Raw genomic sequence first — 25,188 nt, 5'->3', positions numbered from 1 at the left:
AACAAACGAACGGTTCGATGCGAAGTTTGGTCCTCGCGCTCTCCGTGCTCGCGGCGCTCGTCGGCTCCCACGCGACGGCCTCGGCTCAAGCCCCCGACGGGCAAGACGTCGTTCGCGCGCGCGGCCTCGATCAACAAGGCGTTCGCGCGTTTCGCGAAGGGCGCTACCGCGACGCGATCCGCCTCTTCAACGCGGCCTACCGCCTCGGCGGTCCGTCCAGCGAAATCTGGAACGTGGTGCGCTGCTACCAGCGCCTCGACGAGCCGGAGGACGCGGCGAGCGCGCTCGCGCTCTACTTGGAGCAGCCCGATCTGCGGCCCTCCGAGCGCGCCGAGGCCCTTCGCGAGCTGCAGGAGCTGCATCGCCGTCCCTCGCCAACGTCGTTCGACACCGATCCCATCGGCGCCACCGTGTTCGTCGATGGCCGGCCCGCGGCCTCGCCCACCCCGCTCGAAATCGACGTGTCGCCCGGCGCGCACCGCATTCGCATCGAGCGCGCCGGCTACCACCCGCACGAGTCCAAGGTGGAGGCCCGTTTCGGCCGCGCCATTTTGGTGAGCGTCAAGCTCGTGCCCACGAGCGCATCGATCGACGCCGGCGGATCGCCCGAAGGTGGCACCATGGCCACCTCCGGACCGGCGCGCCGTTTTCTCATCTCCGCGGAAGGGGGGCTGTTCGTCCCCCGTCTTGGCTCCCTTCAAGGCTCCGCGCGCCCCGCGGGGCACCTCGCGCTGCGCTATGTCTTCAACCCCGAGTCGCGCGTGCTGCTCACCGCGGGCCTCCGCGCAACGGCGCTGAGCTATGGCGGAACGTCGCCCGCGCCCCTCTGTCAAATGGCGAATGGCGCATCCTCCGTCGAGGCGGGCGGCCTCGTCACCGCCGGTTTTGCCGTGCGCGCCTCTCCGCGCATTCGAATCGGGGCCGACGTCGGCGTGGGCGCGGCCGGCCTCTTCGGTGGTGAGTCGAACGCCGAGGCTTCGGCGGCGGGGTGTCCCAGCTCGCGCGGCTTGGCGGTTCTGGGGCACGCGGGCCTCGAAGCCTCGATCGCGCTCACCCCGGCGCTGCGGTTGATCGTTTCCCCGCTGACATTTCAAGCGCACCCCGCCTTCCGCGGCGCGCGCGAGATCCCGCCATCCACCGTCGACGCAAGCGGGCTATGGTGGCGGCTGGGAAGCAGCATGGGTTTCGCGTTCGATGCAAAATGACCTTCAAAGAACCCGCGCACCGGGAGCACCCGGCGTGAAAACGAGCGCACGCAGGACCCGCGCGCGGATCGCTGCCGCCGCGCTTCTCGTGGCTCCCGTGGTAGCCCCGTCGCCCCCCGGCGGAGGGGTGGGGTGGGGGAGAGCACCCATCTCCCAGCCGCTCCCCACGGCGCGCGGCTGGCACGACACCGGCTGGCGCGGCGCACGCGGCATCACCATCGGCCCCATCGAAAACGGCTACCACCCCGGCGTCGGCTACGGCTCCGAAGCGTACGGCCGCACCCTGGCCGAGTGCAAACGCGCAGGCGCCGAGTGGGTGGCCATCACGCCGTTCGGGCGCACCGCCGATCTGCAAGGCCGCGGCATCGATCGGACGTTCGAGGTCCCCTTCGACGAAAACCGCGCCGCCGTTCGCCGCGCGATCGAGATGGCCCACGAGCGCGATCTCAAGGTGATGCTCGTACCGCACATCTGGGTGGAATCGGGCGAGTGGCGCGCCAAAATCGATCCGCAGACCGACGAGGGGTGGGCCGCGTGGGCCAAAAGCTACGGCGACTTCGCGCGCACTTGGGCCAAGGTCGCAGAGGAGACGGGCGCGGAGATGTTCTCGGCCGGCGTCGAGCTCCGGTCGTGGGTGACCACCGCGCGCGCGCCCAGCTTCGGCGCGCTGCTGCGCGACCTACGGCACATCTACCACGGCACCATCACGTACTCGGGCAACTGGGACGACGTGGATCGCACGGTCATCCTGGGCGATCTCGACGTCATCGGCATCAACGCGTTCTACCCGCTGGCCGAGCACGATGGCGATGGCTACGAGGCGCTCCTCGCGGGCGCGCGGCGCGTGCGCGACAAAGTGCACGCCCTGGCCGAGACATGGCACAAGCCGGTGCTCTTCACCGAAATCGGCTACACCACCCGGCCCGATCCCGCCGTTCGCCCGTGGGAGTGGCCCGACCAAATGGCGCACGTCAAGGTCGACGAGGACGCGCAGGCGCTCGCCTACCACGCCCTGCTTGCCCCGTTGCTCGACGAGCCGGACTTCGCCGGGTTCTTCGTCTGGCGCGTCTACGCCGATCCGGACGACGTCTCCCAAGAGGCGGAGTGGGGTTTCTCGCCGCGCGGTAAGGTCGCCGAGCTCGTCATGCGCGATGCGTTTGCCGCACCCTGGGCTGGGGATGGCACGCGCACCGCGGGGTGGGGCCGCCGCGCCCGCGTTCCGGGCTTACCGGGCTTGTGACCGCCGGCCTGTGACCACTCTGTGTCCAGGACGCCCGCCGTCGCCGTGCCCAAGCCGGCCGCGCCTGGCGCTGAGGGCGGGTCCGTCGCCGTGCCCAAGCCGGCCGCGCCTGGCGCACCGTCGCCGTGCTCACGCCGGCCGCACCTGGCGCACCGTCGCCGTGCTCACGCCGGCCGCGCCTGGCGCTGACCGCCCGCCATCGCCGTGCCCAAGCCGGCCGCGCCTGGCGCACCGTCGCCGTGCTCACGCCGGCCGCGCCTGGCGCACCGTCGCCGTGCTCACGCCGGCCGCGCCTGGCGCTGACCGCCCGCCGTCGCCGTGCCCAAGCCGGCCGCGCCTGGCGCACCGTCGCCGTGCTCACGCCGGCCGCGCCTGGCGCTGACCGCCCGCCATTGCCGTGCTCACGCCGGCCGCGCCTGGCGCTGAGCGCCGCGCCGGTGTCCCAAGCTCGCAACATGCCAAAACTTTGCCGGCCCGCGATGGGGTCCATACGATCGCCCCCAAGGTGACGAGCTCCCAATTTTGGCTCCCGATAATGGCCCTCGCCGCCGGTACATGGCTCGGCATGGGCCGTCCGGATGTCGATGCGTTGCGTGCGTACTATCGCGATCATTCCGGAAAAATCGAACAAGCTGCGCATGAGGTGCTCGACCGCGCCGAGAAGGCGACCATGCATCAGGGCGAAATTGCACCGACGGAGGCGCCGCCGGCCCCCGTGCTGCAGCCGCTCTCGCCTTTGATCGAGGCCCTTCCGGATCTTCTGCCATGGCCGCGGCTCAATCGCGACGCGGGGCTGAATCGCGCATGGCTGCTGGCGGAGGGACCCGACCCCGATCCGGCGAGCGGCGAGCGGCTCGTGACCTTTACGTTCGACGATGGCCCATCGACCGCGACCACGCCGACCATTTTGCGCTCCTTGGAGCAGCACGGCGTAAAGGCCACGTTCTTTCTGATCGGCCGCTACCTCGACCGCGACGAGCCACGCATGGAATCGGCGCGCGACGTGGTTCGGCAGATCGTGCGCGCCGGGCACGTGGTGGGCAATCATACGCACGATCACCAGCTGCTCACCGCGGTGACGCACACCCGCGCGCTGGAGCAGATGGACCAGGGGGCCGCCTCGATCCAGCGGGTGACGGGCAGCCAGCCCGTGTTCTTCCGACCGCCGTACGGGCGCCTCGACCCGTTTACGCAGGACGCCATCGCATCGCGCCACTGGGAGCTGGTGCTCTGGAGCGTCGAAGCGCAAGACATGCTCGCCGACGATCCGGTGCAGCTCGCGGCCAGCATCGAGGGCCAAATCGAGCGAAACGGCGGCGGTATCGTCTTGCTCCACGACGTGCGCCCCTCCACCGTCGCCGCGCTGCCCCGCATCCTGACGTGGCTCGACGCCCGAAAATACGATCCCTCGCACCCCGAAGCGGTCGGCTACCGCATCGTCGATCTCGCCGCTTACCTTCGCGCCACCGCCCAACGCCCGCAGCCGTACCCCAATCGCGCCGCGCTCGAGGAGGCGCGCAAGCAGGAGTACATCCGCACCCGCACCGAGGCCATGCGCCGAGGCGCCGCCGCGCGTCCGCTCATTCCGCGCTCGCGCCGCTCGGAGTAGCGCCAGTCGAAGCCGCGCCGGAGCCACGCCGGCTACATCGGCAGCTCACCATCCACGGGAATGTCAACCATCCCCAAGTGCATCTCGATGGCATGCTCGAGAAACCGCGCCTGGTCACGATTGGGCAACCGGGGGACCAAGAGCACGCGCCGGCCATCGGTCAAAAGCGCGCAGAGCGCATAGGTCTCGTTCCACCGCGGGAACCGAGTCTGCATTTTTCGCGTAGACACCGCCGGCGGCATCTGCAGCTCGCGGTTCAACGCGACATAGAGCTGGATCACGTCGCGCGCACCGAGGACCAGCGGCTCGCGCGAGCTGCGGGGACCGTAATGCACGGTGATGGCCTCGCGCGAAGCGGTGACCGAAGCAACCCCGGTGGTGGACGAAAACGCCCGCCGCGCCGCCCGCCCCGCGTGCACGATGGGCAAAAACAACGCGACGAACGCGAGCGCGCTCCCGAGCACGAGCATCAGCACCACCAAGCTCGCCGTAAAGACCGACAGCGCCACACCGGCCAGAAAGTTCCATCGCCGCAGCTCCCGCCCGAACGTGATGCGCAGCAGATCCTCGCGCTCCAATGCGTCGACCGCAAAGCCAAGCGGCACCCGCAAGGGCGGACGCGGCCGGGCGAGCGCCGGATTCGGCGCGGGCGCCTGCATGCGCATGCTGAAGTCGAACGAGCACCCGCATGTCCCGCAGACACCCACGATGCGATCGACGCTCTCCCAGGGAAGCGGTGCGCCGCACCCCTCGCAGCTGGGTTGATTCGAGGTCGGCTCGCGGAAAGGCAGGTGCCTTAGCCCGTGGACTTGGTGGGCGCGCGGCGGCTCACGGGTCCGCCGGTGCCTGGGAGCACGGCGGTGGGAATGACACCCCTTGGCGAAGTCTTGTCGGGATCCGCATCGGCGGTGGCGAGGGACGCGAGGGGCCCGGGCCCGGCCCCCTCGACGGAAGCCGCGGGTCCGGCGGCCGCGACCTCCGCGCGCGCCCTCTTGAACACGGTGAAGCCGACACCGACCCCCATCGCGACCAAGACGATGGCAAACCAGCGCGCGAGCTTCTTGAAGCTAAACTCCGGGTCATCGGCCGACGTGTCCGTGATGCGGCTCGCCACACTCCGCGGACGGCCCCCGCCGACGGTCACGTTACCGCCGACGGTCGCCTTCGATGCGATGCTGCTCTTGCTCGCCACGCTCGGCTTCCGATCGTCCGGTACTCGGGTGGGGCCGGTGAAGGCTTGGTTCGCTTCCTCGCCCTGATGTGCCGTGTTCTTTCCCAGGAGCTTGAAGCCCATGACCGCAATGACAAGGACCACAACCCCAAGAAGCACAGCCTCCACCAGAGTTGCGCCGCGTTGATCCCCTAGCGCGCGCCGCAGATTCATCCCATCAGGATAACTCTTTGCGCTTGAGTTTGCTGGCTCCGTCTTGCTTTTCGGAAAAACCTATGGAAAACGGGTACATGCCCGACTCTCCCAAGCGCATTTCACCCCAGGAAGCGTCCGATTACCTCGCACGCGGTTACACCTACCTGGACGTTCGCACCCAGGAGGAGTTTGCCGAGGGACGCCCTGCCGGCTCCATCAACGTGCCCTTTGCGGTGATGCAAGGCGGATCGATGACCCCGAACCCCGCGTTCGTCTCTACGGTGGAAGCCCGCTTTCCCAAGGACGCAAAGCTCGTTCTGGGATGCCGCTCCGGCGGACGCTCCCTGCGCGCCGCCCACGCGCTGCTCGCCGCCGGCTTTACGGACGTTATCGACCAGCGCGCCGGGTGGGACGGCGTGCGCGATCCGTTCGGGCAATTGACCGAGCCCGGGTGGGTGCGGGCCGGGCTGCCGACCGAGCAGGGATAACCGCGTACCGCTTCGCGGCGCTTCGCGGCGCACCTCGTTAATTGCGCGTCGTGTCCGCACCCGCATCGGCGGCGGCGTTGGCGCGTCCATAGTCGTCTGCGGCGGAGGCGACGACCGCCAGATCGCGCGAGGCGCGCTCGCTCTCGGCGATGAGATCCGCCGTGAAGATGGTGAGCCCCCAGATGCCGTTCTCACGGCGGTGGAAGGGGTAGCGTGTGCCGCGGGCGGTGATCACGCTGGCGCGCTCGCCATCGACCTCGATGCGAACGACGCCGGAGAGATCTTTTCGCAGCCGGGCAATCCACCCGCGTCGTCGGGCGAGGAGCGCGAAGACATCGGCGCCGTCGGGGGCCTTGGCCTCCTGCTCGTAGGCGGAGAGCATGCGGCTGCGCTCGGGCTCGGGGTAGCTCGTGCGGATGCGCGCATAGGCGCTGGCACGCATGTCGCGGATGGTGTAGCTCGCCCACTGGGCGTCGGTCTCGAGATACGGAAAAATCGCAGCGATTCGATCCTCGCTCACCGAGTGGGCCACGCGCATGTACGCGCCCTCCGGCGTTCGGTCCGACGGGAACGGCCGATAGAGCAGGGCAAAGGCCAGAACGCCGAGGACCACCAAAGCAACGCCGAGCGCGACTCTTCTCCCATGTAATGCGCGCACGTTCGCGTGATACTACACGCGGCGATGTTCGCCGATGCCCGTGTTGTCGTTGTTGTCCCCGCTTTCGAGGAAGAGGCGAGAATTGCCCAAGTTCTGCGCACCCTTCCGGCCTGGATCGATCACGTTGTCGTCGTCGACGACGCCAGCCGCGACCGCACCGCCGAAATGGCGAAGGCCGTGGCCGATCCCCGCATCATCGTCCTCTCCCACTCCGAGAACCGCGGGGTGGGCGCCGCCATCGTGACCGGCTACCGCCACGCGCTGACCCTCACGCATGCCGCGCGCGACGTCTTGGTGGTCATGGCGGGCGACGGTCAGATGGACCCCGCCGATCTGCCCGTGGTGGTCGGACCCATCGCCCGCGGCGACGCCGGCTATGTGAAAGGCGAGCGCTTCTCCGCGCCCGACATTCGCTCGGTGATGCCCACCGGCCGCCGTCTGGGCGGTCTCGTGTTCTCCTTTCTCACGTCGCTCGCCATCGGCGTCTCCATCCACGATAGCCAGTGCGGCTACACGGCGCTGGCGCGCGGAGCTTGCGAGGCGCTGGCGCTCGACGCGCTCTGGCCGCGCTACGGCTATCCGAACGACTTGCTCGCGCAGCTGGCGCAGCGGCGCATTCCCATCGCCGAGGTGCCCGTGCGGCCCATCTACGCGGGCGAGGAGAGCAAGCTGCGTCTCTGGCACCTTCCGCGCATCGTGCGGATCATCGCGCGCAGCGCGTGGAAGGTGCGGGTCGAGGGGGCGGCGGCCGGCGCGGAGGCAGCGGGCGCTACGCGGTGATGGCCCGATGCGCACGGATTGTCTTCCCGCGCCATGGAATCGAACGGTGCTTCACGGTGTATCCGCCAAGCCGTCCATTCGTAGCTGCCTCGTCATCTCACGCACATCGTCGCCAATCGCGGCGTATACGGTCCCGTAGTCACAGCGCTGATTCGAAGAGTGCCAACTCCACGATGTGACGCCGACGATCTTCATCGCACCATCGGAATCGATGAGAAGCGGTCCTCCGGAATCGCCCTGGCATGTCTGTGCGTCGCCTTCCGCCCCGCCTGCCCAAGCTTCGTAACCGTCGAGGAGGACCGTCCGATCGTATGCGCTGCAGTCCATGGCAATGACCGGAGAGCCACATGGGCGATGGCGGCGCGCCACACTTCGATCCAAACGACAGTTTTGCGGATTGCCGTAGATCATCTCCAAGAGGCGCCCGCGCGCAGCCCGCATCGTCTGGACTCCCGCACGGCGATGCCATGCGTACGCTCCGGACCGGCTCTCTTCCACGCTGGCGGCCCCATAACCGATTGTGAGCAAACGCGTACCAGGGCTCACGCTGACCAGCGATTGCGTTGCGATTTCGAGCGGAACAACCCCCGGCAGTTCGTCACGCAGGCGCCACACGGCAACGTCGCTTCCTCGTCCCGTGAAACCTCCTTCGTTCGGCAATGCGAATTTCACATTGAGAACACCGACCCGGCGATCCGGTTCGGTCGCGTTCTCCCCCACGGCGAACGCAAGGTCGGTCGGGGGAGATCGCGACATGAGCGCGAGCGCACAGTGTTTCGCTGTCAGGATCGAAAGCGGAGTGACGAGCGTAGCGGAACACATCGGCAGAAAGACCCCCGATGAATTCACGAATCCTATCGTACCGACTGCACGCCATCGCTCATCCCTCGCGGCGGTTCCTCCCAGGATGGCTTGGGAGCTCTCACACGGACTTTCCGCGAGGGGGGCTGGTGGCGCGTCACACGCAACGAGGGCGAGCAGGAGCACGGTCAGGCGCCGCCAAGTAGGCAGCCAAACATTTTCGCGCATGGGTGATTTGTCTTCAAAAGATGGCCGACAAATTGGTTGGCCGCATGCACGATCCCGTGGATCGCGCCGTCTGCCCTTCCGGATTAGAACCACATCAGGGATCGCATCTCGTTGTGCCCGTCGCGCGAAAACGCCGGAGCCCGGCAGAAAGAACGAACCCACCGGGCCCCACACGCTCAGTTACCGCGTAGCGCACAACCCTTGGAGCGCGTCCATCCAGGAACCGGCTCGAACGTGAACGGCGGACATGAAGCCATTATATTCACACTCGAGGCTGAAGGGGACCCCTCGATTGGCGCCACGAACCGGCAAGTATCGCTTATTGGCCGGATTGTTGATTTCGCTGCAGATGACGTTGATCCCGTCGACGGCCTGCCCCTGTGAGCCATGAATTCCGGTTATCGCATAACCGGCCGGGCAATATTCCCAGTCGTACGTTACGCCGCCGGCATGGCCGATGGGATTCGTCGCGTAATGGGCATCCCCCTCACGATATTGATTATCCGGATTGCTCGGGTGGTAGTAAGCGACGGCGATCTGATCCACGAAATCACCTGCGGAAATTCGGACGGCATAGGCGACGCCCCCACCAATCATACCACGGTCACCGCCGCGGTTGGGATCACCGACCCACGGAAGTGGGTTGAGGCTTCCCGGGTTGCCAACTTGCTCGGCCGTTACGTCGCGCCCCGGTTCGTTCGTGAGCGCTACGGGCGGACGCGGTCCAGCCGCCTCTTGCTCTCCGGTGAGGCCGGGAGCGTCCCCGCCATTCGAGGTTTCCGTCGCGCAGCCGGTCGCGCTGAGCACACCAAACATGGCAAACATGACAGCGCCAAGATATCGAATTTGCATATCCGTTCCTTTGTAATAAAATACGTTATGGCGGTAACGATGCGTCGATACACGCCTCATTCCGTGCAGCATTCCGTGCAGCCTGGTATCTGCGCGCGCTGCAACGCCACATCGTCGCGAGTGCGTGTACGAACGCGGAAATCAAATAACCGATTCCCCGACGCCGTGCCATCAAATTAACTACATTTGATTTGGTGATTACCTAGTTGTGCAAAATCGCATTTTGCGAAACCTTTTAGGAAACCGGACGACAGCGCATGCGGAAGCATCGACGCAGGCGTTTTGGCGAAGAAAATTCGCGCATCGAGGCGAGCTGGAGGGCGGTACGACATGGCCGTTGCGTGACATCGAGGCTGCACGCGTGTGGGGTCAGAAATTTGAGCCATCGACAGGTATTCGGGTGTCTATCGACCGTCATTGACGGGCGGTTCTGTCAAATTGGCCACTTCGAATTTATCTTACGACGGGGTTCGCTATGGTTTGGAATCGCCCTCTCCCCGACACCATTTCGTGAGCGTCGCCGCCGGTTGATGCAATGGGAGGTCGTGCGCCGGCATGTGCACGAAATGCCGCGGTCGCTACCCGCTGATGCGAATGTGGCGGAGGATGCGGCCGGTCGTTAGTGAGACGATGACCGCGGAACCGTGGGGGTCGAAGACGAGCGCACGACGGTCGCGCGTTCGGATGCCGAGAGGTATATGGGGATCGGCGCCGGAGCGATCCACGCGGAGCGTGGCGATTTCGCGCGATGACGAGGGCTCGTAGAAGTGGGTGGTCTGTCCGTCCCCGTCTGCAGCGGGGAACGCGACGGTGCCCTCGGCGATGTGCGGTGGGTGCGCGGTATCGCGCGTAGTGAATGGGAGGTGCCACCGTTCGGCTCCGGTTCTCTTGAATTCCGTGATGAGCGTGCTGATGTCCGTGCTTTTGTCATCTTGCTGCCAGCTGACGGCCATCCCTGTCGATGCCATCTCCAGGTGGAGGGTCGTGGGATCGAGCTTGAAGGGCTGGCGTTGCCGGAGCGCGTGGGACGACGCGTCGAAGACCCAGACTTCGTGCATGATCGAATCGCCCGTGTACTTCCACCCGACGCTCAAGCTCGACGGGTCTCGCCGGATGGCCGCGACGTCGCGACCCTCTTCGTGCACGCTCCAGATGTGCTCCCAGCCCGTCGAGAGCGCGTCGATCGCGAAGAGCGTACCGCCATGGGAGACGTACCAGATGGCGCCGTCGAAATCGGGCGCGTGCTCATCGATGCGCGCGTCGCACCATGCGCGCACCCGGCGGGTGGAGATGTCGAGCTGCGCCAGGCGGCGAACCTCGCCGCGCGGCGCGATCAGAATGGCGCGATCGCCGTGATCGGATAGGACGATGCGGTGCGTGGGTTGGGCGAAGCGGGTGAGCACCCGTCCCTCGCGCGAGAGCAACCACGCGCCGATCTCTCCGAGGCCGGCCAGGAGCTTTCCGTCGGGGAGCTCGACGAGGTCGTAGATGTGCAGGGCGCCTCGCTCCGCTTCGGGCCACACGACGTGGACGGGCGATGGGACCGTCGGTCTGCGTGGATACGGGTCGAGCGGGATCTCGTCGATGCTTTTGCGCGGAACTGGGGCAAAAAGAACGGGATCGTTGCCGGGCGGGCGCAAGTCCGCGCCGCCAAAGCATGCGATGGCGACGGAGATGTCGTCGTGTCCTCCCGCTTTCCGAGCGGCGGCGACCAGCGCTTCGCAACAGGCGCGTGGTGCCGCGTCGAGCAGCGTTTGGCGGATGATGGACGCGTCGAGCACCCCGTGCAAGCCATCGGAGCAGAGCAAAAGGGTGTCGCCGCGCCGCACCTCGACACGGACGAGATCGACCGGCACGTCCTTGCTCGTTCCGAGGCATCGCACGATGGCGTTCGGGTGCGGAAACGTTTCGATCTCCTTCGGGGTCAGCTTCCCTTCCGCGATGCGCTGGTTCAAGAGCGAGTGATCTTCGGTGACCGGAACGAGCGTCCCGTTTCGGAGCACGTACGCGCGCGAATTTCCGACGTGTGCGATGAGCAGCGCGTCGCCGCTCCATGTCGCGACCGTGGCCGTGCTTCCCTTGCCACGCAGCGAACGGTCGTACTGCGCCCGGTTGAAGAGCACCGAGCCCGCGTGCTCGACGGTGCGGGCGAAGTGCTCCGCGTAGACGCCAGGCGCGTGCCGGTGGTTTTCGAAATGGACCGACATGGTGTGCACGATGCTCTCGCAGATCAAGTAGCTCGCGGGGTTCCCTTGACCGCCGCCGCCATCGAATACACCGAGCAGTACGCCAAGCTCGGTCGGGTTGCCCTCCTGTGGCCTGGGAACGATTGGCGTTAGCAGGCGCATGAGCTCAGTTGCAAGCGCCATGTCCTCATTGAATTGGCGCCTCTCGCCGCGCTGCGTGAGCGCGAACGCCCGCATCTGGAGGGCGCGCACGGTGCGCCTGTTCCCGCCTCGGGAGGCGCGAACATCTGCGCGAAGGATGGCGTCGCCTGACATTTCGATGAGCGTTTGCCCGAGCTGCTGCGCCTCCTTCGCCTCGTCGCCGTCGAGCGCGTCGGAGAGGAGCGCGCGCGCGACCTTCCTGCTCAGAACGCGGGTCGCGTCGCTTGCTTCGCCGGCGAGGAGCTCGCGCGCCATGGCTTGCGCAAGCCACTGTGCGTCGCCGTCGCCCTGCGTGAGGACGTCGCGCACGCGCTCGCGCACCTCGGCGAAACGATCCGGTTGGAGCCGCGCCTTGCGAACGAGCATCTTGGCGCCTTGGATGCCGCCCACGTCGATGGCCCGATCGATCCACGCGGCGGCGACGTGCCGCGCATGTTCGACGGGCCATACCGCGTCGACGGCTGCGGCGTACGAGCCTGCGGACGCCAGGGCGTCGGCCCACATCACGCGAAGCGCGGCGGCGTGCCCTCGGTGCGAAGCTTCCAGCCGCAGCACGGCGTCGGCGAAGGCGCCCGTGCGGCGCGCGATGCGAAGTGCGCGCGCGTGCTCTCCGGCGAGGAACCATTGGCGAATGACGAGCCCCGGCGGGAGCCCGCGCGCCTCGGCGATCTCCGCCGCGATTTTCCACCGGCCGTGCCGCTCCAGAAACGATACCGCCTCCTCGTTGGCTACGAGCAGCTCCGCCAGGACGAACGCGGCCTTCTCGATTTCGCCCCGCGCCTCGAGCTGCTCGAAGGCGCGCCGGTATTTCGCGCGCAGAACATCGTACACGTTGCCCAGCTGGAGCGCCGTCGTCGCGCGGGTCTCCTCGGGAACGAGGGCCAGCTCCTTGCGCGGCGACATCGCTCCGAGCGCGGGCGGAAGACGCTCGAGCTGCGCCTTCAGCTCGTTGCTCAGCGGAATGGCGTGACGAAGGGCGCTCTCGAGATCGTTCGTATCGAACATCTCGAGCATGTCGGCCAGGTACCGCGCGTGCCGGCGGCCGACCAACGGGGCGAGCCGCGCCCATACGAGCAAGCCCGCCGCCGCGTGACCGATCCATGCGCGCGCGACGTCGATCCACGAAGACCCTGGCGGTTGCGATGCGTCCCGCATCACGGGCCCTCGACGCGCCACGAGCCAGCCCCGCGCGCGCGCCGCGCCCGATGTGCCTGCGCCAGCCGATCCGCCGGCGATCCAAGCGAGCGCCTGCAAGCCGAGCCCCATCCACCGCACCAGGCGAAGGAGCGCTCCGAGCACGTGCGAGGCCGCGCCATTCCCCATCGCGCCCGCCGAGCGCCGCGATATGCTCCGTTTCGCGCCCGACGGGCCCGATGTACCGGACGCGCCCGACGCACCCGTTTCGCCCGCCCGCGCGCGCGTCGCCAGGTCCGCCACGAGGGACGCGCCCCGGGCCGGCAGCGACGAGACGCCCAGCGGCGTTCGAAGATCGCCGGACGGCGCAGGCACCATCGCCGTGGGCGACATGGCGACCGCACCCAGCGCGATGGTCTCCGTCACCACCGCGAAGGCGCTCACGTCGAGCCACTGCGCGACGTCTTCGCGGAGCCCCGCTTCGAGCGCTACGACGGCCGCGAGCCCGCCTGCGATCCGAACCACGGCCTCCGCCCGGCGATCGCCGCCATCACCGAGCGGCGCGCCCCGGAGCATCGCCACTTCGTCCGGCTCGAGCGGGGCAGGGGAATGCAGCTGCCCGTAGCGGACGAGCGGCGCCCCGAGGCTGCTGTCGCAATGAACGCGCGCCTCGGTACGCAGGCGGACCACGAGGAGGTGATCGACGCGAAAGACGTCGGCGCCCTCGAGCCGGAGGATCCGCGCGCGGGCGGCGTCTTCGCCCACGACGCGCGTGGAGAGCACAAAGCCCGACGCGAGGATCGAGCCTCGATGAACGAGCCGGCGTGGACGGCATGGCTCCGTCATGGATGCCTCGCCGTATGGGGCGTCTCGTCACGCGGGCGCGCAGGAGCATCGCGCGGCGTGTCGATGCGAAGGAGCATCGCACCGTAGCCGCACGAATAGATACCCAGCTCGCCTGCGGCCGTGAAGTAGGCGATGTGGGGCGCGCTGGTGCTCACCGCGGCGCACGTGATGGGCGTGGTGGTCGTGAAGAGCGTCTCCGACGGTGGCTCGCGGAGCAGTCCGACCTTGGTGCGCGAGCCGTTCAGGACGACGAGGAACGCGTTCTCGCGCGCGTGCCCGCGCTGGAGCACACCGATGACCGTCTGCCCCTCGGGCACCGCGATGGACGTCGTGCGCGAGCCTCGATGGATTTCCCAGCGCGAGCCCTCCACGGCGACGGCGACGAGATCTTCGGCCGCCCCCACGAACACGCGTGGATCCTCGCCGCGACATGGCACCCCGGGACCCGATGGCACGACGACGACCCCTTCTTTGTCATCGGGCTGCACGAGGAAGGCGAAATCCTGGGCAGGGCCAACGGGAGCGGGGGCGTCCGCCCGGAGAAATCCAAAACCTTTGGCGTGCACCTTGGGAGCGACGCATCGCATATCGTCGACGATCTCCACGCGTCCCCGCACCAAGGTGACGAGGCGCTTCGCGTCGTCGATGAAGCACGCGGCGTGCTCGTCCAAGATCCCGAGCAACGCGAGCGGCCGCATCGAATCCACGGGCCAAGGCTCGTAGTCTTCGTCCGCCGTGTGCTCCTCCGTGCGGATGACGCGCCATCCGCGCTTGGCGACGGTGTGCAACGCGAACACGGACCCTCGTCGCGTCAAGACGACCGTTCGCCCGCGCCTGCCCGATCGCCCGACGGCCAGCACGGCATGTCCTTCCGGAGGCACGTACATCCGGGTTGGCTCGGCCTCCGTCCGCGGTGAGTTGGGGATCGGAAATGTCAGCAGCGCGCCACCGGCCGTACGCACGTGCAGCGCGCGTCCTTCCGGGGAAAAGAGGATGCTCGTCCTCGGATCGAGCGGCGTCTTGCCCGCCCTGCACGGTGCGACCGCGACCGCGAACGGATCGCGAAGCATGCGCACGCAAAGGATCGGCGCCGGAAGCTCCAAGGTCACCTCGCGCGGCCTCCCGGCTGCAGGTGCCGCGGAAAGCCTCGCGCTCACCCCGCTTCGCTCGGTGCCCGGTGCGCAAACGCTCACCGCCAGCCGCGAAGGATGCGCCGGATCCATCGACTCTTCGATCCCGAGAAGATACGCACCCCGGCGCGGCGCTTCCTCCGCGAGGTGCGCGGGCCCCACCCACCACATTTCCGTGACCGCCGTGACCGCGCCCGCCGGGAGACCTCCTCCCGCGGCCATCGCGGCCTGCGGCGAACGGGCTGCCGGGGCGTCTCCTGCCTCGCACCAGCGCTCGAAGTCGGCCACCGACGCGCGCCGCAGGCTCCGCCCTCGCAAGAGCGCGCGTACGCTCTCCGGCGTCACCTGCGCGTGCATGGTGCGCGTGCGGTCCTGCAAAATACCCCACGACAGCGCCGTCTGCCGGCTCTCCGCGCGCTGCGCCAGGACAATCAATGCCGCCAAGTGCACGATCCGCGGCGCGCCAAGCTGCTCGGGCCCCGCATCGAACAGCACCCGCGTGTGCCCGTGCTTCGATTCGTGCCGGTAGGCGCGCTCGAGAAAGGCGTGCTCGCCCGAGACCGCACGGCGCAAAAACTCGTCCGGCAGCTCCTCCTGCAGCAGCCACTCACTCGTCAAAAGCCGCTCGTACGCGCCCCGCCGCGTCAGCCCGCTGAACCCATCGAACACCCCGGAGTGCGACCTCACGGGGCCCGCCCCACCCACGAGTCCGGCGAGCCGCGCGGCCAACGCCCCCAACGCCAGCGCGACCTCCGGCGGAAAGATCGCGAGCTGCTTCTCCCACGGCCTGAGCGCCGGCGGCAACGCAATCACGCGCGCACCTCCAGCCACGCGCGAACCCGATCGCGATCGAGCGGCCTCGCCTCCGCCACCGAAATGACCCTCGGCGGATCGAGCAGCACCGCCAGCGGCGGGGCCACCTTCGCGGCGTGTCGAAGCAGCGCGCGCTCGAACGCGTCCACGGGCACGCTCGGACGAAGCTGCGTCGGCAGCAGCAAGCGCGGTGCACCCGCGTCCTGCCCCAGGTACTGGACCCCGTCCACCCACGGAAGCGACTCGCTCGCCCCGAGGATCACGAGCGCCTCGCTCGTGGCCATGCCGCGCAACGCCCGAAGCGCCTCATCGCCGTTCGCGAGGACCCGCTGCGCCAACCGTCGCCCGATCTCCCCCACGCCGACCACGCAAACCGGCTCGAGCGGCTCCCGGCGCGCCGAAAACGTGACCGCGATTCCAACCATGATCCCGCGCCCTGCTCCTAGGTTGCCCGAGCGCCTTCGCCCCTCGGCTCCGGAGCCCCCAAAAGCTGCACGATCCGGGCACGCAGCGCGACGAGCTCCAGAGGCATCGCATCCGCCGTGAAGGTCGCGTCGATCTCGCGCGCAACGCTCTCGAGCTGCAGCCGCCATGGCCCGTGACCGCCATCGCTCGGCTCCGCCTTTGGCCGGGCCGCCACGATCGCCGCACCCCGCTTCGCCAGGATCGCGCCGCGCGCCTCGGGCGCGAGCGAGCCCTCCGCGGCCGCCGTGACCAAGCTCCCATTCTCCGACCGTGAAAGCAGCTCCCGCAGCGCATCACGCCCGGCGCGCTGCGCCTGCTCGCTCGGCAGCGCAAACACCATGGGCCAGAGATCCGCCTCGGTTGGCCGCTCCCGACCGGCGAGCGCGGCCGCCGCCGCAATCAAGCCTTGCACCCGCACGATGCGCCGATCCGTCCACGCGATCCCCGCCTCGCGCACGAGGCGCACGCCCTGCGCAATGGCCGATCGGATCGGGCTCAGATCCATGCTCGCCGCGGCCCCCGCCAGCACATCGAGATCCCCGAGCGACGCGGCCGCCGTCCCCACCGTCGCCGGCGAAGGGCGCAGCGACCACCCCGCCGCCAGCAATTCCTCGAGCGCCGAATCGCGCACCGGCTCGACGAACACCCGCACCAAAAAGCGGTCCGCGAACGCCGCGAGCTGGTCCTCCTCGGCCGGCAGCCGATTGGATGCGCCCACGCACACCCGAAGCGGGCACGCCAACGCCGTTCGCCCGCGGCGAAACGTTCGCTCGTTCAGGATGCCGAGCAGCGTGTTCAAGATCGCCGTCGACCCCAGAAATACCTCGTCCAAAAACGCGATATCGGCCTCGGGGAGCATCCCCGACGTCTCGGTCTCGACCACGCCCTCCTTCAACTTGCGCAGATCGATGGGCCCGAAGATCTCCGTCGGTTCGGTGAACCGCCCGATCAAGTACTCGAAGTACGCGCCCCCGAGCCGCCGCGCGATGCGCCGCACCGCCTCGCTCTTGGCCGTCCCGGGAGGGCCGATGACCAGCAGATGCTCGCCGGCGACCGCGCAGAGCACCACCAGCTCCACGAGCGCCTCGCGATCCACGAGCCCCTGGCATGCCTCGGAGATGGCGCGGCGAACGTTCTCCGCCGCGCGCCTCCGTTCCGACGTTTCGTTCGACACAGTCCGTCGTTACCACGACGGCGGCCGCATCACGACAGCGCGCGGTCCAAAATGGCGGGGATATGGGCCAGCGCATGCTCCAAGTCGAAGCACGCCGTGAGCTTGCTCGCCGAAATGCGCCCCATGACATCGGCATCGGCGGCCAGGTTGTCGTAAAAGGTGCCCTCGCCCGACCATGCGCGCATGGCGTTGCGCTGCACCAGCACGTACGCCTCTTGGCGCGGCATGCCGGAGTCGACCAATGCGAGCAGCACCGCCTCCGAGAAGTAGAGCGAGCCGGCGCGATCCAGGTTGCGCTGCAGATGCTCGGGGTACACCACCAGCCCTTCGACCAAGGCCGCGGCGCGGTCGAGCATGTAGCCCAAGGTCGCGGTGGCGTCGGGGGCGATCATGCGCTCCACCGAGGAGTGCGAAATGTCGCGCTCGTGCCACAAGGCGACGTTCTCCAAGGCCGGCGTGACCGCCGAGCGCACGATGCGCGCGAGGCCACAGAGGTTCTCGCTCACCACCGGGTTGCGCTTGTGCGGCATGGCGCTCGACCCTTTTTGTCCCACGGTAAAGGGCTCCTCGGCCTCCGCCACCTCCGAGCGCTGCCAGTGCCGCACGTTGGTCGCGAATCGCTCGATGCCCGCCGCGAGCAACGCCAAGGCCGAAAAGAACGCCGCGTGGCGATCGCGGGAGACGATTTGCGTGGCCACCGTCTCGGGCTCGAGGCCCAGCGCGCTGAGCGCCTTCTTCTCGATCTCCGGCGAGAGGTGCGCGTACGTGCCCACGGCGCCTGCGATCTTGCCCACCGCGATCTCCTTCTTCGCCGCCTCGAGACGCGCGATCCCGCGCGCGATCTCTGCGTGGTGCCCCGCCAGCGCCACGCCAAAGGTGGTCGGCTCCGCGAAGATCCCGTGGCTTCGCCCGATCATCGGTGTCTTGGCGTGCTCGCGGGCTCGCTTCGCGAGGGCGCGGAGCAGCCGGTGCGAGCGGACCAAGAGGAGGCCGGCCGCGTCGCGCAAAAGGATGGCAAACGAGGAGTCGAGCACGTCGCTCGATGTCATCCCGCGATGAAGCCAGCGCGCTTCGATGCCGGCCCGCTCCTCCACATGGGTAAGAAAAGCGATGACATCGTGTTTCGTTGTCTTCTCGATGGCATCCACCCGCGCGGGATCGAGGGTGATCCCTTTGGCGCGCAAAGACGCGGCCGTGCCCGCGGGGACCGTCCCGGCTTCCTCCATGGCTGCGCAGGCGGCCAGTTCCACTTCGAGCCAGGTCGCGAGCTTGCGTTCGGGGGACCAGAGTTCCTGAAAATCGGGCGGGGTATAACGCGGGATCATGGGTGGGTTCTTATCCCCGCTTTGGCGGCAAGGCGACACCATTCTCCCCGGCCGGCCCGCGGCCCGTTCGATGCGCTCAAGACCCCGCCCGGGGCTCTTGCAAAGCGCACTGAGCACCGTACGCTTCTGTAGCAACGCCAGCAGCAGGAGTGAGGCGCATGGGGACCAAGGTTTACGTGGGAAACCTTCCTTACACGTGCGATGAAACCCAGCTCCGCGATCTCTTCGCGGGGGATGGTCGCAACGTCGCGGAAGTCGCCATCATTCACGATCGCATGACCGGGCAACCGCGCGGCTTCGCCTTCGTTCAAATGGTCTCGGACGACGACGCCAAGCGCGCGATCGACGCGCTGCATGGCTCCGTCTTCGGCGGCCGCACCCTCACCGTCAACGAAGCGCGCCCCCGCGAAGGAGGCGGGGGCAGCAGCGGACCCGGCGCGGGCCGCGGCGGTGACCGCGCGGCCCGAACCGGGCGAGCCCGGTAGTTTGACCAAGTTGGTCATGTTGCTACCGTGAAGAGTCGATGAAACGCTCCATTTTCAATGTTGCCGAGGCAAAAGCTCGCCTGCCGGAGCTCATCGAACGCGCAGCAGACGGTGAAGAGATCGTGCTCGCTCGCGCTGGCAAGCCACGCGCCCGTCTCATGCCGCTCGAGCCCGCGGAGCCGAAACAGCTTCGCGTTCCCGGAAAGGGCAAGGGGCGTTTTCGGTCCGTGAGCGAGCCCGAGGCACCCTTGTCCGAAGAATGGATCGCTCTCTTCGAGGGGCGCGCCAGTTCGTGAACCTGCTTCTCGATACACACACGTTTCTCTGGTGGGATGAAAACGAACTGCCCGTCCGAGTCGTCGCACGCATCCAGAAAGCAGACCAGGTGTTCGTGAGCGCCGTTACTGCTTGGGAAATTGCCATAAAAAGTGGCATCGGGAAGCTTCCGGCTCGAGCGGATGTCGCACAGGCAATCGCCGACTATGGATTCGCGGAGCTTCCAATCGAAGTCCGTCACGCCTCCGGGTTGCGCAGCCTGCCCCTCCACCACCGCGATCCTTTCGATCGCATGCTCGTAGCGCAAGCGAAGGCAGAAGGTCTCGCGATCGTCTCGCGAGACCCGCTGCTTTCACGCTATCCGGTCCACGTCGTGTGGGCCTGAATCACGCGCTATAAAAACGCGCGCCCTTCTTCGCCATGTCGACGAGCAGCGGCGCGGGCTCCCAGCGTTTGCCGAAGCGGTCGTAGTAGCCTTGCGTGCGGCGCAGGATTTCGGCGGCGCCGATGGTGTCGACATAGCGGAAAGGGCCTCCGCGGAAGGGCGGGAAGCCAAGGCCGAAGATGGCGCCGATGTCCCCGTCGCGCGGCGAGCGCAGGATGCCTTCACCCAAGCAGCGGAGCGCCTCGTTCACGAACTGGAGCGAGCAGCGCATTTGCAGCTCCTCGCCGAGCACGTTGGTGTCCTTCTTCGGCTCGATGCCCAAGGCCGCGTAGACGGTGGGATCGACCGCCTTCTTCTTCCCCTTGGCGTTCTTGCCATAAAGGTAGAAGCCGCGCTCGTTCTTGCGGCCCTTGCGGTTGTCGGCGATGAGCTTGGCCATCGCGTCGGGCGGCAGAAAACGCTCGCCAAAGGCCGCTTGCATGATCGGCCCCACGTGGGCGGCCACGTCGATGCCCACCTCGTCGAGCAAGGTGACGGGACCCACCGGCCAGCCCCAATCGACCAGCGCGCGATCGAGCGTCTCGATGGGGATCCCCTCCGACAGGATGTACGCCGCCTCGTTCATGTACGGGGCGAGGATGCGCGTGGTGTAGAAGCCCACGCCGTCGTTGACCACGATGACCGTCTTGCCCTGCTTTTTTCCGAGCGCCACCACGGTGGCCACCACCTCGGGCGCCGTCTGCTTGGTGCGAATGACCTCGAGCAGCGGCATCTTCTCGACGGGGCTGAAGTAGTGCATCCCCACCACCGTGTGCGGACGCTTCGACGCCTCCGCGATCCGCCCGATGGGGATCGACGATGTGTTGCTCGCGAAGATGGCGTCGTCCTTGGTCACCGCCTCCACCTCGCGCAGCACCCGATGCTTCAGCGCGAGATCCTCGAACACCGCCTCGATGATCACCCTCGCTTCGCGGAGCCCCGTGTAGTCGGTGGTGCCGGTGACGCGCGCAAAGACTTGGTCCCGCTCTTCGCGCGAGAGCTGCTTCTTCTTCTGGCGCTCGTCGAGGACCCCGCGCACATGAAGGAGGCCGCGCCCCACGCCCTCGTCGTCCTTGTCCTTCAAGCGCACTTGGATGCCGGCCGAAATGGACACGGTCGCGATGCCGCCGCCCATGAGCCCCCCGCCGATCAGCCCGATCTTGTCGGGCAGGCGCACGGTCACGTTGGGATCGTCGACCCCGGTGTCCTTCTTCAGCGCCGTGGTGGCGAAGAAGATCTCCTCCAAGCGATGCGCCGTCTCGCTCACCACCAGCTCGCCGAAGCTGCGCGCCTCCAGATCGGCGGCGGCCGTGAAGCCCTTGTCGCCGAAGCGCTCGAGCACGTCGATGATCCGTTCGGTGGCCGGGTAGTGCCCGTGCGTCTTCTTGCGCGTCGCCTCGCGCGCCTTGCGAAAGAGGAGCGCGCGCCCGGCGGGGTTCTTCTCCAGCGCCAGCTTCGTGAGGTGCGCTGTGTCCAGCTTGAAGCCGGGGCGCTTTTGCGGCTTGCCCTCGGCCAGGCGCTTCACCAGCGCGACGGCCGCCTCCAGCAGCACCGACGCCGGGGCCACTTCATCGACGAGCCCCAGCTTCTTCGCCTTGACCGCCCGCGTATTTTTGCCGGTGAGCCCCAGATCGAGCGCCACTTGCAGACCCGCGCGCTCGGCGACCCGCATCAGCCCATTGGCGCCCGGCATCAGCCCGAGCTGCACCTCGGGGAGCCCCACCAACGTCTTCCGATCGTCGCTGGCCACGATGGCGTGGCACGCCAGGGCCAGCTCGAAGCCGCCGCCCAGCGCCTGCCCCGAAATCGCCGCCACGAACGGCTTGCGCGACTCGCGGATGTCTCGCAGGCCCTCGGCCCCTTCGCGCGAGAGCCGCTCGGCGTCGGCCGCCACCGTGATCGCCTTGAGCATGTCGACATTGGCGCCGACCACGAAGTCCTTCTTGCCGCTGGTGAGCACCGCGCCCAAAATCGTGGAGTCGGACACCACGCGCTCGAAGGCGGCCTTCAGCTCCACGCCGAACTTCTGCGTGAGCGTGTTCACCGACTCGCCCGGCGCGTCGATGGTGATGACCGCCACGCCATCCGGCCGCACCTCGGTGTGGAGGATCGCGCCCTTGCCGTCGTGTGCCGCGCTCTTTCCCGTCGTGGTCTGCGCGCTCATTCGCCCACCTCCAGCACCACCGCTGCCCCGAGCCCGCCCGCGGCGCATGCCGTGGCGAGACCGAACTGACCGCCGCGCCGTTTGAGCTCGCGCAGCACGGTGGTCACCATGCGCGCCCCGGTGGCCGCGAAGGGGTGCCCGATGGAAATCGAGCCGCCGTGCACATTGAACTTCGCGTCGTCGATGGCGCCGATCGGCTCGCTCCGTCCCAATTTTTCCTCCGCGAACTTCTTCGACGAAAATGCTTGCACATTGCACAGAACTTGCGCCGCGAAGGCCTCGTGCATGTCCACGATGTCCATCTGCGAAAGCGAAAGCCCGGCGCGGTCGAGCGCGATGGGCGTGGCGTAGCTGGGGCCCATGAGCATCCAACCTTCGGGGTCGAGCGCCGCGTAGGCCCAGGAGCGGAGGTAGCCGAGCGGCTTGTAGCCGAGGGCCTTGGCCTTTTGCTCGGTCATCACCAAGAGCGCGCTGGCGCCATCGGTGAGCGGCGAGGAGTTTCCGGCCGTGATGCTCCCGAACTTGCGATCGAAGGCCGGCTTGAGCTTGGCGTACGCGTCGAGCGACGACTCCTCGCGAACCGAGTTGTCGCGCGCGATGGGCTTGTCGTAGCGGGGCGCGGGGACCACGTGCATCACCTCTTCGGCGAAGAGGCCGTCCTTCCACGCTTGGGCGGCGCGCGAGTGGCTTCGGTGCGCGAACACGTCCTGCTCTTCGCGCGAGATGTGCGCCTCCTTGGCCATCTTCTCGGCGCTCTCGCCCATGGTGAGGCCGGTGGTCGGCTCCTTGAGCGACGGCGGGACCGGCAGAAAATCGCCGGGCGAGAGCTTGCGGAAGGCCTTGAGCTTTTCGCCGAAGGTCTTGGCTTTGTTCGCGTCGAGCAGCGCGGCGGCGAGCTTCTTGGAGACGGTGATGGGCACGTCGCTGGCGCTATCGGCGCCGCCGGTGATGGCCACGTCGTGCTGGCCCGCCAAGAGCGCCTCGGCGGCGCTCGTCAGCGACTGAAACGACGTCGCGCATGCGCGGCTCACCGAGAAGGCTTGGATATCCTTCGGCATGGCCGTGCCCAGCACGATCTCCCGCGCGATGTTGGGCGCCGAAATCGACGGCAGCACCTGCCCATAAACGCAGAGCCCGACCTCCTTGGGCGAGAGCTCCGCGCGCGCGAGCAGCTCCGCGACCACGATCTTTCCCAGATCGAGCGCGCTCAAATCGCGGTAGGCGGTCTGCGACTTGGCGAAGGGGGTCCGCAGCCCGGAGACGATCGCGATGCGTTCTCCCCGACCCTTGCCATTTCCGTTTCCATTCGCGGTGGCCATGACGTCTCCTCGTGTTTCGATCGCTCCCCGGAAGCGTGAAGCGCCCTTAAGTGAATGACGATTCAGTCACTTATAACGTGGGGCAAGCTAACGCGTTGTGTCAAGCAGAGCCATGCGTAGGCATGCACGGACCGACAAGGTGTGCTATCGCGGGAACCGCTACACGTTTCGACTCCGACCCTTGCAGAGCCCACGAAAGGTGGAAAAAACCGATGCCGAAGCTCCCTGAAGTTCTCACCAGCGACGTGAAGAAGGCGCTCGTCGTCGACGACTGCCTCGCGCTCATCGACGCCGAGGTGGCCGACAAATCCGGAATCTCCGGCCTGGCCATCAAGGCCGGGTATGCCGCGGTGAAAGGGGTCAAGCCGGGTTTCATCAAGCAGGTGGTGTCCGATCTCCTTCCCGAGTTCGCCACCGCGCTCGACCCGCTCTACCAAGAGGCCAAGAGCGGCAACAAAGCCATCGCAGCCTTCTTCAGCGCCAACGGCGGCCGCGTCGCCGACGCCCTCCTCGCCATCACCGACTCGAAGGCCAAAAATTCGAAGAGCGGCGTCGTCAAAGGCACGTACGACAAGCTCCGCGGCAGCGCGAAGAAGAACGTCGAGGCTGCGGTTCCGCGTCTCGGCCAGATGATCGAGAAGCACGCGAACTGAGGTTTGCTCGGGGGGGAACATCTTCCGTGCGGGGTGGGTGGCGGAGACGACGGTGCCAAGCTGACGCGAAAGGTCGCCGTGACCAACCGAAGGATCTGCGGGCTCTCGGAGCGATTCGCGAGCTGAAGAAGCTGCGGGGAGAGCTCCGGTGTGCGCCGCCGGCGATTGCTTGCCGTTTGCCAGACGACCATAATCATGACGATGGTCATGCGTGCCCGAGCGCAACCCCCCGAGTCGCTCTTTGGTTTCGCCAAAGGCGCGTCGAAGGTCGTGGGTGACATCGCCTCGCGGGTGACGCCGCCATGGCCTCCCGATGAGGCTGCGCGAGCGCGTTCGAACGACGAACCTGGCGGCCCGCGAAGACCGCGGATGAGAAAATCGTGAGCATGCGCGTGCCGCAGGTATCGCGCCTTCCGTTCTCCCCGACACCGAAACCGACGTCGAAGGACGGTTATCTCGCGGGCGAGCTCCTGGAGCTCGTGGCGCGTGGGGCTACGAACGAGGGCGATACGGAGAGTGTCTTCTCCGGGTTTCGCTTTCTTCGCGTATCGAAGCCCTCGAGCATCCGCAAATGGCACGCGTTCGGGCCGATGCTCATCGTGGTGGCGCAGGGCCGAAAGGTCGCCACGTATCGGGGGGTGAGCCTCGCGTACGATCCCTTGCACTACCTGGTGGTCACGGGCGAGGCGGAGTTTGCGGGCAAGGTCATCGAGGCCGCACCCGAGAAGCCCTTTTTGGCGTTTTGCTACGCCATTCCGCCGGACGTCGTGGCCAAGACGCTCTTGACCCTCGCGGATGCGAACGACGCGGCGCCGATGGCGGAGCCCGTTCCGGCGTTCGTCGCGCCCATCGATACGCACATCCTCGATTGCTCGGTGCGATGGTTGCGCGCCATCGAGGATCCGCTCGAGCGCCGCGTGGTCGCGCCGCTGGTGGTCGAGGAGCTCGTCTTTCGCCTGCTCCGCACGGACGCGGCGGCTGCCGTTCGAAGCGCCGTCGGGCAGGATCGGGATACGGACAAGGTCGAGTCGGCGATGCTGTTTCTCCAAGCCAATGTCGAGCGCGCGCTCAGCGTCGAGGACGTCGCGCGCCATGTGGCGATGAGCCCGTCGCACTTCGCGCATCGGTTCCGCGCGGTCGCGCGCGTGAGCCCGATGCGCTACTTGAAACAGCTGCGCCTGCAGCATGCACGCACCTTGATGATCGCCGAAGGGCTCCGCGTCGGGGAGGCGGCCGCGCGCGCCGGGTACGAGAGCACGTCGCATTTTACGCGGGATTTTCGCGGGTTCTTTGGCGCCTCGCCGGGCGAATACGTGCGCCGCGTTCGCGATCGGTGAGCCCGGGGGGTGCGGGATCGCGGCGTATC

Annotated in this window: 22 protein-coding genes; 10 read left to right on the top strand and 12 right to left on the bottom strand. The window is 67.7% G+C overall.

Annotated elements, in window-relative coordinates; translation table 11 throughout:
• Positions 1–17: 17 nt before the first annotated feature.
• From LZC94_42135 to LZC94_42125, 3 genes are all read left to right on the top strand, one after another.
• On the top strand, positions 18–1,205 hold the full coding sequence (locus LZC94_42135; GenBank protein WXB14413.1) for a PEGA domain-containing protein: 1,188 nt from the start codon (positions 18–20) through the stop codon (positions 1,203–1,205).
• A 97-nt stretch (positions 1,206–1,302) separates the two neighbouring features.
• On the top strand, positions 1,303–2,445 hold the full coding sequence (locus tag LZC94_42130; protein ID WXB14412.1) for a hypothetical protein: 1,143 nt from the start codon (positions 1,303–1,305) through the stop codon (positions 2,443–2,445).
• A gap of 535 nt (positions 2,446–2,980) precedes the next feature.
• Entirely contained in the window at positions 2,981–4,054 is a 1,074-nt protein-coding gene (locus tag LZC94_42125) for a polysaccharide deacetylase family protein (protein WXB14411.1), read from the top strand.
• A 32-nt stretch (positions 4,055–4,086) separates the two neighbouring features.
• Here the strand turns inward: LZC94_42125 and LZC94_42120 are convergent, their stop codons facing one another.
• Entirely contained in the window at positions 4,087–4,719 is a 633-nt protein-coding gene (locus tag LZC94_42120; GenBank protein ID WXB14410.1) for a hypothetical protein, read from the bottom strand.
• 131 nt (positions 4,720–4,850) lie between these two features.
• Positions 4,851–5,348, bottom strand: coding sequence for a hypothetical protein (locus LZC94_42115; GenBank protein ID WXB14409.1), 498 nt, complete (start codon positions 5,346–5,348; stop codon positions 4,851–4,853).
• 167 nt (positions 5,349–5,515) lie between these two features.
• Here LZC94_42115 and LZC94_42110 point away from each other — a divergent pair, with 167 nt between their 5' ends.
• The gene (locus tag LZC94_42110) at positions 5,516–5,908 is read left to right on the top strand and encodes a rhodanese-like domain-containing protein (GenBank protein ID WXB14408.1); all 393 of its coding nucleotides are present in this window, start codon (positions 5,516–5,518) and stop codon (positions 5,906–5,908) included.
• Between the two features lie 37 nt (positions 5,909–5,945).
• Here LZC94_42110 and LZC94_42105 read toward each other — a convergent pair whose 3' ends face one another.
• The gene (locus LZC94_42105) at positions 5,946–6,566 is read right to left on the bottom strand and encodes a hypothetical protein (GenBank protein ID WXB14407.1); all 621 of its coding nucleotides are present in this window, start codon (positions 6,564–6,566) and stop codon (positions 5,946–5,948) included.
• 24 nt (positions 6,567–6,590) lie between these two features.
• Here LZC94_42105 and LZC94_42100 point away from each other — a divergent pair, with 24 nt between their 5' ends.
• A complete protein-coding gene (locus LZC94_42100; GenBank protein ID WXB14406.1) occupies positions 6,591–7,346 on the top strand; it encodes a glycosyltransferase family 2 protein in 756 nt (251 codons plus the stop codon).
• 51 nt (positions 7,347–7,397) lie between these two features.
• Here the strand turns inward: LZC94_42100 and LZC94_42095 are convergent, their stop codons facing one another.
• The 7 genes from LZC94_42095 to purB form a co-directional block, all read right to left on the bottom strand.
• Complete coding sequence (locus tag LZC94_42095; GenBank protein ID WXB14405.1) at positions 7,398–8,195, bottom strand: trypsin-like serine protease; 798 nt, start codon at positions 8,193–8,195, stop codon at positions 7,398–7,400.
• Between the two features lie 360 nt (positions 8,196–8,555).
• Positions 8,556–9,227, bottom strand: coding sequence for a hypothetical protein (locus LZC94_42090; GenBank protein ID WXB14404.1), 672 nt, complete (start codon positions 9,225–9,227; stop codon positions 8,556–8,558).
• Positions 9,228–9,805: 578 nt separating this feature from the next.
• The gene (locus tag LZC94_42085) at positions 9,806–13,594 is read right to left on the bottom strand and encodes a protein phosphatase 2C domain-containing protein (protein WXB14403.1); all 3,789 of its coding nucleotides are present in this window, start codon (positions 13,592–13,594) and stop codon (positions 9,806–9,808) included.
• Positions 13,591–15,537 carry a hypothetical protein gene (locus LZC94_42080; protein ID WXB14402.1) on the bottom strand — a complete coding sequence of 649 codons (1,947 nt, stop codon included), beginning with the start codon at positions 15,535–15,537 and terminating at the stop codon, positions 13,591–13,593. The genes LZC94_42085 and LZC94_42080 overlap by 4 nt, the downstream gene beginning before the upstream one ends.
• On the bottom strand, positions 15,534–15,962 hold the full coding sequence (locus tag LZC94_42075; GenBank protein WXB14401.1) for a hypothetical protein: 429 nt from the start codon (positions 15,960–15,962) through the stop codon (positions 15,534–15,536). The genes LZC94_42080 and LZC94_42075 overlap by 4 nt, the downstream gene beginning before the upstream one ends.
• A 17-nt stretch (positions 15,963–15,979) precedes the next feature.
• Positions 15,980–17,176 (bottom strand): AAA family ATPase, encoded by a 1,197-nt coding sequence (locus LZC94_42070; protein WXB14400.1) that lies wholly within the window; start codon positions 17,174–17,176, stop codon positions 15,980–15,982.
• A 29-nt stretch (positions 17,177–17,205) separates the two neighbouring features.
• The gene (gene purB / locus LZC94_42065; protein WXB14399.1) at positions 17,206–18,501 is read right to left on the bottom strand and encodes an adenylosuccinate lyase; all 1,296 of its coding nucleotides are present in this window, start codon (positions 18,499–18,501) and stop codon (positions 17,206–17,208) included.
• A 158-nt stretch (positions 18,502–18,659) separates the two neighbouring features.
• Here purB and LZC94_42060 point away from each other — a divergent pair, with 158 nt between their 5' ends.
• The 3 genes from LZC94_42060 to LZC94_42050 are packed head-to-tail and all read left to right on the top strand — an operon-like array spanning position 18,660 to position 19,647.
• Positions 18,660–18,986: an RNA-binding protein gene (locus LZC94_42060; protein ID WXB14398.1), complete on the top strand. Its 327-nt coding sequence runs from the start codon at positions 18,660–18,662 to the stop codon at positions 18,984–18,986.
• 38 nt (positions 18,987–19,024) lie between these two features.
• Entirely contained in the window at positions 19,025–19,282 is a 258-nt protein-coding gene (locus LZC94_42055) for a type II toxin-antitoxin system prevent-host-death family antitoxin (GenBank protein WXB14397.1), read from the top strand.
• On the top strand, positions 19,279–19,647 hold the full coding sequence (locus LZC94_42050) for a type II toxin-antitoxin system VapC family toxin (protein ID WXB14396.1): 369 nt from the start codon (positions 19,279–19,281) through the stop codon (positions 19,645–19,647). The genes LZC94_42055 and LZC94_42050 overlap by 4 nt, the downstream gene beginning before the upstream one ends.
• A gap of 1 nt (position 19,648) precedes the next feature.
• On the opposite strand, the gene fadJ is transcribed toward LZC94_42050, so the two are convergent.
• Entirely contained in the window at positions 19,649–21,850 is a 2,202-nt protein-coding gene (fadJ, locus tag LZC94_42045) for a fatty acid oxidation complex subunit alpha FadJ (protein ID WXB14395.1), read from the bottom strand.
• Positions 21,847–23,169 carry an acetyl-CoA C-acyltransferase FadI gene (fadI, locus tag LZC94_42040; protein ID WXB14394.1) on the bottom strand — a complete coding sequence of 441 codons (1,323 nt, stop codon included), beginning with the start codon at positions 23,167–23,169 and terminating at the stop codon, positions 21,847–21,849. Before fadI ends, fadJ begins: the two co-directional genes overlap by 4 nt.
• A gap of 212 nt (positions 23,170–23,381) precedes the next feature.
• On the opposite strand from fadI, the gene LZC94_42035 reads away from it, so the two are divergent.
• Positions 23,382–23,822: a hypothetical protein gene (locus tag LZC94_42035; GenBank protein WXB14393.1), complete on the top strand. Its 441-nt coding sequence runs from the start codon at positions 23,382–23,384 to the stop codon at positions 23,820–23,822.
• A gap of 386 nt (positions 23,823–24,208) precedes the next feature.
• Positions 24,209–25,159 carry an AraC family transcriptional regulator gene (locus tag LZC94_42030; GenBank protein WXB20317.1) on the top strand — a complete coding sequence of 317 codons (951 nt, stop codon included), beginning with the start codon at positions 24,209–24,211 and terminating at the stop codon, positions 25,157–25,159.
• Positions 25,160–25,188: the final 29 nt, after the last annotated feature.

The organism is Sorangiineae bacterium MSr11954, assembly GCA_037157815.1.
GTDB classification, from domain to species: domain Bacteria; phylum Myxococcota_A; class Polyangia; order Polyangiales; family Polyangiaceae; genus Pendulispora; species Pendulispora albinea.
This window is presented reverse-complemented; position numbering and strand designations above follow the sequence as displayed.